10 protein-coding genes and 1 riboswitch are annotated in these 9,690 nt (G+C 67.2%); of the genes, 7 read left to right on the forward strand and 3 right to left on the reverse strand.

The genetic code is table 11. The features are described 5' to 3' along the window. Positions 1-11 precede the first annotated feature (11 nt). Positions 12-647 carry a uracil phosphoribosyltransferase gene (gene upp / locus ACZYZE_RS02980; protein WP_459319488.1) on the forward strand — a complete coding sequence of 212 codons (636 nt, stop codon included), beginning with the start codon at positions 12-14 and terminating at the stop codon, positions 645-647. A gap of 73 nt (positions 648-720) precedes the next feature. Continuing rightward, positions 721-1,098 carry a glyoxalase superfamily protein gene (locus tag ACZYZE_RS02985; RefSeq protein WP_459319489.1) on the forward strand — a complete coding sequence of 126 codons (378 nt, stop codon included), beginning with the start codon at positions 721-723 and terminating at the stop codon, positions 1,096-1,098. Positions 1,099-1,665: 567 nt separating this feature from the next. Here ACZYZE_RS02985 and ACZYZE_RS02990 read toward each other — a convergent pair. From ACZYZE_RS02990 to ACZYZE_RS03000, 3 genes are all read right to left on the reverse strand, one after another. Further along, positions 1,666-2,427 carry an aggregation-promoting factor C-terminal-like domain-containing protein gene (locus ACZYZE_RS02990; protein ID WP_463906144.1) on the reverse strand — a complete coding sequence of 254 codons (762 nt, stop codon included), beginning with the start codon at positions 2,425-2,427 and terminating at the stop codon, positions 1,666-1,668. Beyond that, positions 2,426-2,585, reverse strand: a riboswitch (cyclic di-AMP (ydaO/yuaA leader). (Overlaps the previous gene by 2 nt.) A gap of 164 nt (positions 2,586-2,749) precedes the next feature. Beyond that, positions 2,750-4,222: a HAMP domain-containing sensor histidine kinase gene (locus ACZYZE_RS02995; protein ID WP_463906173.1), complete on the reverse strand. Its 1,473-nt coding sequence runs from the start codon at positions 4,220-4,222 to the stop codon at positions 2,750-2,752. 111 nt (positions 4,223-4,333) lie between these two features. Further along, positions 4,334-5,074, reverse strand: a complete 741-nt coding sequence (locus tag ACZYZE_RS03000) for a response regulator transcription factor (RefSeq protein ID WP_459319491.1) — start codon at positions 5,072-5,074, stop codon at positions 4,334-4,336. 678 nt (positions 5,075-5,752) lie between these two features. Here ACZYZE_RS03000 and ACZYZE_RS03005 point away from each other — a divergent pair. The 5 genes from ACZYZE_RS03005 (at position 5,753) to ACZYZE_RS03025 (ending at position 9,567) form a co-directional block, all read left to right on the forward strand. Next, positions 5,753-6,613 (forward strand): winged helix-turn-helix domain-containing protein, encoded by an 861-nt coding sequence (locus tag ACZYZE_RS03005; protein ID WP_459319492.1) that lies wholly within the window; start codon positions 5,753-5,755, stop codon positions 6,611-6,613. 390 nt (positions 6,614-7,003) lie between these two features. Further along, positions 7,004-7,207, forward strand: a complete 204-nt coding sequence (locus ACZYZE_RS03010) for a dodecin family protein (protein WP_463906146.1) — start codon at positions 7,004-7,006, stop codon at positions 7,205-7,207. A gap of 54 nt (positions 7,208-7,261) precedes the next feature. Continuing rightward, complete coding sequence (locus ACZYZE_RS03015; protein ID WP_459319494.1) at positions 7,262-7,789, forward strand: SixA phosphatase family protein; 528 nt, start codon at positions 7,262-7,264, stop codon at positions 7,787-7,789. Between the two features lie 138 nt (positions 7,790-7,927). After that, complete coding sequence (locus ACZYZE_RS03020) at positions 7,928-8,422, forward strand: hypothetical protein (protein ID WP_459319495.1); 495 nt, start codon at positions 7,928-7,930, stop codon at positions 8,420-8,422. Positions 8,423-8,514: 92 nt separating this feature from the next. Next, positions 8,515-9,567 (forward strand): EamA family transporter, encoded by a 1,053-nt coding sequence (locus tag ACZYZE_RS03025; protein WP_459319496.1) that lies wholly within the window; start codon positions 8,515-8,517, stop codon positions 9,565-9,567. The last annotated feature ends 123 nt before the right edge of the window (positions 9,568-9,690 follow it).

Raw genomic sequence — 9,690 nt, forward strand, 5'->3', positions numbered from 1 at the left:
AGTTTTGACCCATGCGCATTCTCGTTGTGGACCACCCGCTGGTCGCCCATAAGCTCACCGTTCTGCGGGACAAGAACACCCCTTCCCCGGTCTTCCGGCAGCTCACCGAGGAACTCGTCACGCTCCTCGCCTACGAGGCGACCCGCGAAGTCCGTACCGAGCCGGTGACCATAGAGACTCCGGTCAGCACCACGATCGGCACCGCCTTCACCAAGCCCACCCCGCTGGTGGTCCCCATCCTGCGCGCCGGGCTCGGCATGCTCGAGGGTATGACCAAGCTGGTCCCCACCGCCGAGGTGGGCTTCCTGGGCATGGCACGGGATGAAGAAACCCTGGACATCATCACCTACGCCGAGCGCCTCCCCGAGAACCTCACGGACCGCCAGATCTTCGTCCTGGACCCGATGCTGGCCACGGGCGGCACACTGCGCGAGGCCATTAAGTTCCTCTTCAAGCGCGGCGCCTCCGACGTCACCTGCATCTGCCTGCTGGCCGCCCCGGAGGGTCTGGCCAAGCTGGAAGAAGAACTTGCCGACGCCAACGTGACCATCGTCCTGGCCTCCATCGACGAGAAGCTCAACGAAAAGTCCTACATCGTGCCGGGTCTGGGCGACGCCGGCGACCGCCTCTACGGCGTGGCCGGCTAGGCCCGCCGCCGTCGAAACTGACGCCGGCGGCCTAGGGTTCCGGAAAATACGGGCCGGGACTAGCCTGGCCCCCATGGACTGGAAACTTGAACTTGTGTTTGTCCCCGTGTCCGATGTGGACCGCGCCAAGGATTTCTACGTCAACAAGGTGGGCTTCAACGCCGACTTCGACGAGCGGCCCATGGACGGTATCCGGTTCGTCCAGCTGACCCCGCCGGGCTCCGGCTGCTCGATCGCCATGGGAGAAGGCATCACCGACGCGCCGCCAGGCACCGCCTCCACACTTCAGCTCGTGGTCAGTGACATTCACGCCGCGCACAAGCAGCTCAAGGACAACGGTGTGGACGTCAGCGACGTCGATGTCCAGTCCTGGGGGCACTTCGTCTATTTTGCCGATCCAGACGGCAACAAATGGGCGGTGCAGTACCTCCCCAACCGTCCGAACGGCTAGCGGCCATTTCGTTAGTTCGTCGGGCGTTTGGATCCAAGGGGCGGGTTGGCCGGGCTCAGGGGACATGCCCCGCTCTGGGGCCAGCGGGCGGACATGTTCCGGTTGTGCCCGGTCCCGGGTGAGGGGACTGGGCATGTCCTCCCGCGGAGCAGCCCGGTTCCCCGCCGTCGGACACACCAACGCGTGGACGGACATGCCGCGCGCGCCCGTACCGTGACGGTCCTTCCCAGTTGCTTCGGCGCCGGAAGCCAAAAGTGCGCGGGAATCCGGGCTTTTCTCGGGCCGGCAGGCGGCATTGCGGCGGGCAACTGGGAAGGAGCGCGGCCGCTGGCACGGGGACATATTCCGGTTATGACCTGTCCCGGGTGCGAGGAATGGGCATGTCCCCCCGGCGCGAAAGGGTTTTGGCCCGGCCCAAGCCCCCCGACGAACTAGCGAAAATGCCCACGAGTGGCGCCCTCGGGACCGTGGTTCCGGCGACCCATTCCCTGACAGGCAGGCGGGAGGCCCCGGATCCAGCGGATCCGGGGCCTCCCTATTGGCCGTGCTCTATGCTGCCTGTGCTGCCTAGTACCAGTTGTTGGCGTAGTGGAAGTTCAGCGCGCCGCAGGGTGAGCCGTAGCGCTCCTTGACGTAGTTCAGGCCCCAGTTGATCTGGGTCCGGTAATTCGTCCGGTAATCCGCGCCCGCGCTGGCCATCTTCTCGGCCGGCAGGGACTGGACCACACCGTAGGCCCCGCTGCTGGGGTTGGTGGCGGTGGTCTTCCAGTCGGATTCCTTGGTCCACAGCTTCTGCAGGCACTGCATCTCGTTGGCAGCCCAGCCGTACGCTCCCAGCTGCGCGGCGGCGTAGGCCTGCGCGCCGGCAGGGTCGTCGACGGCAACCGGCTTGGCCGGTGCCGGTGCCGGTTCAGGAACCGGTGCGGGAGCCACGGCCGCCGCGGCCGCCGGGGCTTCGGCGGGCTTCACTTCGGCGGCCTGGGGTGCGATGCCGGCGGTGCCGGGCAGGGCCGACTGCGAATCGACGCGGACCCTTTCGAAGTCAAGGTGCGTCAGCGGGTCCGCGGTGGTGGCCGACGCCTCGCTGGAGTTGCCGGCGTTGGCGTTGCGGTTGGCAGTCTCGGCGGCCTGCCCGGCGGCCCCCACCCCTACGAGCACGGCGCAGGTGGCGGCAACGAGGGCAGCGCGGCGGCCGGTGGATCCGAGGCCAGCGGTGAACCGGGACAGGGCTGATGCGGGTCGGGTTTCCTCGGCGCGGTGGCGCGATGCCGTTGGGCGGGTTGCCCGGTTAGCGCTCTCGTGGCGCGTTGGTGCCTTGAAGTCAGTCATGATCGCCTCTCAACGCCTGCGGAGTTAGCTGTCGGGTTCGGATGCGATATCCGGCCGCACGGAACCTCACGTGTCGGCTTCACCCCAAGGGTGCAAAGATGCAGAATGCCCGGGAACTCTGGGTTCCCCGCCTCTGCCTGGTCGAGCGGAATCCGGGAAGCGGCAGAGTTTGGCGTCCGTCCAGATATGCGGCCCCAGTGGTGGCCGCACCCTAAAAACGGTACAGGAGCCGGACGCTTAAGTCACATTTCGGTAACGAGAAGCACGACGGCGGTGCGTCGGCTTGCGCTCCCCGATTGGCTCCGCTCTCCGTTTCGGTGGGCTAGGCCGGCGGCGGTCCGGCGGGAAGCAGTACGGCGAATTCCGTGCGGCCCGGCCGGGAGGTGACTTCGACGGTCCCGCCGTGGGCCGCCACGATCGACTGCACAATGGAAAGGCCCAGCCCGCTGGTCCCCTCGGCAGTGGGAACCGCCGCCGTCGGCACCCCCGGTCTGCCGGGCGCCGCGACGCTGGCATGTGCCGCCGTCGTCACTGCCTGATTCTTGCGGGCGGCGTCGGCCCGGGCGAAGCGCGAGAAGATCCTGCCGACGAACTCGGGGTCGATCCCGCTGCCGTTGTCCGTCACCGTCACTACGGCGCCCCCGTCGGCGGACCGCACCACCGCGGTGATCACTGTCGTGCCGGGCCCGGCGTGCTTGCGCGCGTTGGACAGCAGATTGGCCAGAACCTGGTGGAGCGCGGTCGCGTCGCCGCGGACCACCACCGGTTCCTCCGGGAGCTCCAGCTGCCAGACATGGCCCGGGGCCATGACCTTCTCGTCGCTGACCGCCTCGATCGCCAGCTGGGTGAGGTCGACGTCGCTGAACTTGAGCGGACGGCCCTCGTCCAGGCGTGCCAGCAGCAGCAGGTCTTCCACCAGCGTGGTCATCCGCTCGGACTGGCTCTGCACCCGGGCCAGGGACTTCTCCCCGTCCGGGGTGAAGTGTTCGGTCATCCGCATCAGCTCGGTGTAGCCGCGGATGGCGGTCAGCGGGGTGCGCAGCTCGTGCGAGGCATCGGCCACAAACTGGCGCACCTTCATTTCGCTCTGCTGCCGCGATTCGAGGGCATTGGAGACGTTGTCCAGCATCTGGTTCAGTGCGTAGCCAACACTTCCCACTTCCGTGCCGGGATGCGCCGCCGACGCCGGAACCCGCACCGCGAGAGCCACCTCGCCGGCGTCGAGCGGGAGGCGGGCGACCTTGGTGGCCACTTCGGAGAGCTGTTCGAGCGGCTTCATGGTGCGGCGGATTAGGGCCGTGCCGGCGAGGCCGATCAGGACGAGGCCGCCGGCGGAGACCACCACCATGGTCCACACGAGCGAGCCCAGGGTGTTCTGCTTCTCGGCGAGCGGCAGCCCGGTGACAATGACGTCGCCGTAGGGGGCCCGGGCGGCAGTGAGCCGGTAGGCGCCGGCGGAGAGAGTGCGGTCAACGGGGCCGCCGGTGGGGGTGAGCGCCACGAGGATCTCAATGTCCTCGGCGGAGAGGGATTTGCGGCTGGCGTCGTCGGCGAGGAAGGCGGCGCTGCTGACGGCGCCGTTGAGGATCCGCGCATTCAGGGTGCCGACGCCCTGGCCCCGGGCTTCGAGCGGATCCCGCCGGCCGTCCCCGTTCCCGGGTCCGGGGCGGCCAAATTCCCGGGCCCGTTCGGACGCCTGCTCGAGCTGCGAGTCCAGTTGTTTCGTCAGGAACAGGTCCATTGAGGCATAGCTGAACACCCCGACGGCACCGCAGATCGCCACAAGCAGGCCCATGGCGACCAGGACCAGCCGGGTGCGCAGATGCCAGGTGGACGGGTTGCGCCAGCTTCGCCCGGAAGCGCCTGTCCTATCGGCGCCTGTCCTGTTGGTGCGTGTTGGCACGGATCACTCAGCCGGCTTCAGGACATAGCCGGCGCCGCGGACGGTATGGATCATGGGCGGGTGGTTGGCGTCGACCTTCTTGCGGAGGTAGGAAATGTACAGTTCGACGATGTTTGCCTGGCCACCGAAATCGTAGTCCCAGACCCGGTCCAGGATCTGGGCTTTGCTGATGACGCGTTTGGGGTTCTCCATGAGGTAGCGCAGGAGTTCGAACTGCGTCGCCGTGAGGTGCAGTTCCTCTCCGGCCCGCGTGACGTCCCGGGTGTCGATGTTGAGGACGAGGTCCCCGACCACGAGCTCGGCAGTGTCCATCGCTGCCACGCCGGAGCGCTGGACCAGGCGGTGCAGCCGCAGCAGCACCTCCTCCATGCTAAAAGGCTTGGTGACATAGTCGTCGCCGCCGGCAGCGAGGCCGGTGATCCGGTCCTGGACGTCGTCCTTGGCAGTAAGGAAAAGGGCGGGGACTTCCGGGGCGAAGGCGCGGATCCGGCCGAGCAGCTCAACGCCGTCGAACCCGGGAAGCATAACGTCGAGCACCAGTACGTCGGGGCGGAACTCCCTGGCGAGCTTGACCGCTTCGGGGCCGTCGGCCGCAGTGGCGACCGCCCAGCCTGCCATCCGCAGGCCCATGCTCATGAGCTCGGAGAGGCTGGGTTCGTCGTCGACGACGAGGGCGCGGATGGGTGAGCCGTCCGGATGCGAGAGTTGGGGGAGGTTGTTGGTCATGGAGTGCGAGGTGGCCATGGGACAACTCTCCGTTCTGCCGGTTAGGCGCGGCTTTGGGGATCCTGTGCGGCACCTGTGAATCCCAGCCTAGCGAGCTGGACGTGGCCGCGGCATCGGAGCGAACAGTGGGAGCCAACTGCCGCCGTGGACAATTGTGGCCCGCGACACCCGGCCGCCAGGCCTTTTGGTGCCCGGCGGGTGACCACTCTGTGGGACGGTGGACTTTGGATGATCAGTAGGCAAACGGTTTTGCCGAATTGCCCTACCGTGAATCGTTTCGGGAAATAGTCCCTATGTGGCGAAGAATCTTCGGCCATACCCGCTGGAATGCGCCCAGTGTGCATAACACTTGTTATTTGATTGGCAAAGCAGAATTGTGATCTGCACTACATTTCTGCTTTTTGTCTCACAATGTGGACGCCGGGATCCATTGTTACTTGCAAGTTCGCATTGTTACGTTGCACACTTCAATTGTGAACAAGAACTCAACAGCACCTGCAGCCGCAGCTTCCCGGTTCAGCGCACCCGCTGATTCCGAGATGCGCTGTTGTCGAATGCACGCCTAACTTTTACACCCCCGAGAGTTTCTAGGCATTCGCCCCCAGCCCAGCGTCGGGCGCCCCTCCCCACTTTTCATTGCGGGGAAAAATAGCATTCGAGCCGCGATGACGGCCATTCACATTGAGGTAGCAATCCATGTCAGTTGCATCCGGATACGTCCATATCTCCGTCCGTAACGCCAGCAAGGCCGGCCAGGCCTCCGGCATCCGCCAGGGCTTCGGCGGCCGCCCGTCGTTCCCCACCGGATCCGGCAACAGCTTCCCGGCCCCGGGCTACGCGGCGCAGGGCTACAACCCGAACTCCTATGGACAGCTCCGCGCCGTCCCGGCCGCCCCCGCGACGGCGCCCACTCCCGTGATTGCCCCGGGCAACGGTAGCCCGGTCCGCCCCGCCCCGGCCGACAACGTTGCCCGCGGCTTTGTGCTCTACATGGGCATTGACGAAGAGACTGCGGCGGCTGCCGGCACATCGATTGCCAAGCTTGCCCAGGAGATCCGCACCTATGCCCAGTCCCTGGTTGCCGGTGCCGAAAGCTACGCCGCCGTCGCCGTTGCACCGGCCAGCGCCCCGGGTTCCGCGCTCGACGTCGTCCGTTCCACCTTCGGGGACCCCACCGTTGGCGCCCGGCAGCGCGCCGAGTCGGCCCGCCTGCAGCAGCCGCAGGATCCGCGTCCCTCCGGCGTCCTGATCGACCTTGCCCGCCGCGAGGTCCACCTCGACGGCGAATCCCTGAACCTCACGTTCAAGGAATTCGAGCTCCTGAATTACCTCGTGGAGAACGGCACCCGCACCGTGGGCCGGGACGAGCTGCTCGAGGGCCTGTGGCGCAACGCCGAAGAGGTGCCCAATGAGCGCACCATCGACGTCCACATTCGCCGCCTGCGCTCCAAGCTCGGACGCCTCGCCAATACCGTGCGGACGGTGCGCGGCCAGGGGTACCGGTTCTATGAGCACCCCGAGGTGGTTGTCTGGGCCGCTCCGGAATACTCGATCTAGGCTTTTTGGTCCACACAAAGCGCCCGTTCCCTGTTGCAGGGGGCGGGCGCTTCGCTTTCCCCGCCTCGGGTTCCACGCGCCCAGCGTGGCATTTGCCGTGCCTTAGCGTTCGCTGGCTCCCTTGACCTCGCAAGCTCGGACAAGGAATCCGGCCAGCTCTCTTCCTCCTTCGTTCCTCAGTCGGCGATGCGGCACTACGCAAAACGCCACGCTGCGCGCTTTCGGGATGTGCCGCTAAGCTTCAGCTCCCTCGCTGGCCGGCACGTGGCTTTTGTGCGCCACCGGCTGAGGAGCATGTGCCTTCGCGGCTGTTGGGCGGCTGCTGGACTCTGTTGTGTTTCGGGAGTGCGGCGTAGGCTCGGAGCGTTGATCCGACTATTGGGAGGAACCATGTCTGTTGCACGTATTACTACCCTGAGCGCCAACTCCAAGACCTCGTTCGACGCTGCCATCAAGGAAGGAGTCGACCGGGCAAACAAGACACTGCGCAATGTGACCGGCGCGTGGGTCAAGGAACAGAAGGTTGAAATCAACGACGGCGCAGTGGTTGCCTGGCACGTCGTGCTGGAAGTGACCTTTATCCTCGATGACTGACTAGCCTCCGTGGGCTGTGCGCTGGGGGATCAGCCTCCGCATTAGGATTGACCCATGAGCGCGCATCACATCAAACGGCTGGTGATCATGCGCCACGCCAAGGCAGACTGGCCAGGCGGCGTCGCGGATCACGACCGTCCGCTGGAAGAACGCGGCCACCGGGATGCGCCGCTGGCCGGAAAATGGTTGCTCAGGCATGATGTGATCCCCGACTTCATCCTGTGCTCCAGTGCCTTGCGGACCCGCCAGACCTGCACCTGGGTGTGCAGCGAACTGGGTGACAAAGCCCCGACGCCGAAACTTGAGGACGGGCTCTACGCCAGCTCGGCACTGCGGATGCTGGCCGTCATCAACCATGTCCCGGACACCGTAACCACCCTCATGGTGATCTCCCATATGCCCGGCGTGCAGGATCTCGCCATGCATCTGGCCTCCCGTGATTCCAACCATGATGCCTACATGGACGCAGCCACCCGGTACCCCACCAGCGGGCTGACCGTGATGGAGACCGAGAAGTCCTGGGCCGAGCTGGACGGCCAGGACGCCCGGCTCACGCATTTCAAGGTTCCCCGCGCCAAGTAGCCGGCTTCACGGCGCTACCGGGTGCCCGAATCGAGCCCCGAATCCGGCCCCGAACGCATGGTCATGCCGGCGATTCTGCTGTTTACTGATGCTGTTTACTGAGGTGTAAATTCGGGCCCAGAGAAAAGGTGGATCATCGTGGATTCAGGACAGCTCATCGGGATCATCGTCGGCGTCGTGGTGGTGCTCGCCATCGCCGCAGCGGCCATCCTCTTCAGCCGCAGGCGCAAGGTGGCCGAGGACCGCAACAAGGCCGTGGAGATGCGCGAGCACGCCCGGGCCGACGAGCTCGGCGCAAAGGAACGCGAAGCCAAGGCCGCCCGCGCCGAGGCGGACGCCAAACAGGCAGAAGTCGACGCCGAGCGTCTGCGCGAGGAAGCCCGCGCGCGCCAGGACGAGGCGGAACGGGGCCATGCCGGTGCCCAGGAGCAGCTCCGGAAGGCCGATGAGCTGGATCCGGACGTTGTCACCACCGAACGCGGCCATACCCAGGCGCAGGAGGAACCGACCTCCGAAGGAAGCAGCAGCGAGGAACCCCGGCGGGACCGCACCGCACGGAACCCCGACGCCGGCGACCATGCCCCCAACCCGGAGGACAACCAGCCCCGTGGTGAGCATCCCCGGAACCTCTGACACGGAACCTCTGCCCCGGACGCCGGCCCTGAGCCCCGGCCCCAGCCCCCGTCGCAGGGGCGGACCGCCGCCAAAACCGGCATAGTGGGAGGGTGAACCCCCGCCATTCCGCCCTGGCCCTGCTCGTCGCTGTGCTGTGGGGCGTCAACTTCGTCGCGATCGACCTTGGCCTGCACCCGGACGGGGCAGACATGCCCCCGCTGCTCTTCGTAGCCATGCGCTTCACGATCGTGGTGTTGCCGTGCATCTTCTTCATCCGGAAGCCGGATGTCAGCTGGAAGGCGATCATCGGCGTGGGGCTCCTGATGAGCGCCGGCCAGTTCGGTCTCCTCTACCTGGCCATGGGGCTGGGCATGCCCGCCGGCCTCGCCTCCCTGGTCCTGCAGGCGCAGGTGCTGTTGACGGTGCTCCTGGCTGCCGGCTTCCTCGGCGAACGGCCCAGCCGCCGGCAGTTCGCCGGCGTCGTGCTGGGCATCGCCGGACTCGCCATCGTTGCCGTCGGACGAAGCCTGGTGGCCCCGGTGCTGCCGCTCATCATCGTGCTGGCCGCCGCCCTGTCGTGGGCCGCCGGGAATGTCGTGGCCCGCAAGGCGAAGGCTGCCTCGGGACTGGGCCTCGTGGTGTGGTCCGGCGCAGTGGTTCCGCTGCCACTGCTGGGCCTGTCACTGCTGGTGGACGGCCCCGCCGCGGTGTCGCAGGCCATCGTGGACGTGCAACCGGTGACCGTCCTGAGCGCCCTGTACACCGCGGTTTTCGGTTCGCTCGTGGGCTACGGCATCTGGAACCGGTTGCTGGGGCTCTATCCGTCCGCCGCCGTCGTGCCGTTCACGCTGCTGGTCCCCGTGGTGGGGATGACGACGGCATGGCTGGTCCTGGGCGAGGTGCCCTCTCCTGCCGAAGTGACCGGAGGTCTTCTGCTTCTCGCCGGGGTGGCGGCGGCGGTACTGGGTCCGGGACCCCGCGCCGGGCCGGCGCTGGTGCCGCGGGCTCAGCGCCGGGGCGAGGTCCTTGCCGACGGGCGCGCGGGGGACTTCGCGGGGGACTTGGACGCGGATGGCTTGGATGCGGATGCGCCGCCGGCAGACGGCGCCGAACGCTTGACCCCGGAGGATGCTGCCCGCGGAGCGGGTACCCGGGCCGACTGAGTCCTCGGCGCGGGTGCCTTCGCCGCCGGCCGCGGCGGCGCCGGCCTGGCGGCCGCGTCCCTCGGGGCCTGCCGGGACGCGGACGACCGGGTGGCGGGTCTCCGGGGGGCGGCGCCCCTGGCG

Source organism: Pseudarthrobacter woesei (assembly GCF_055412745.1).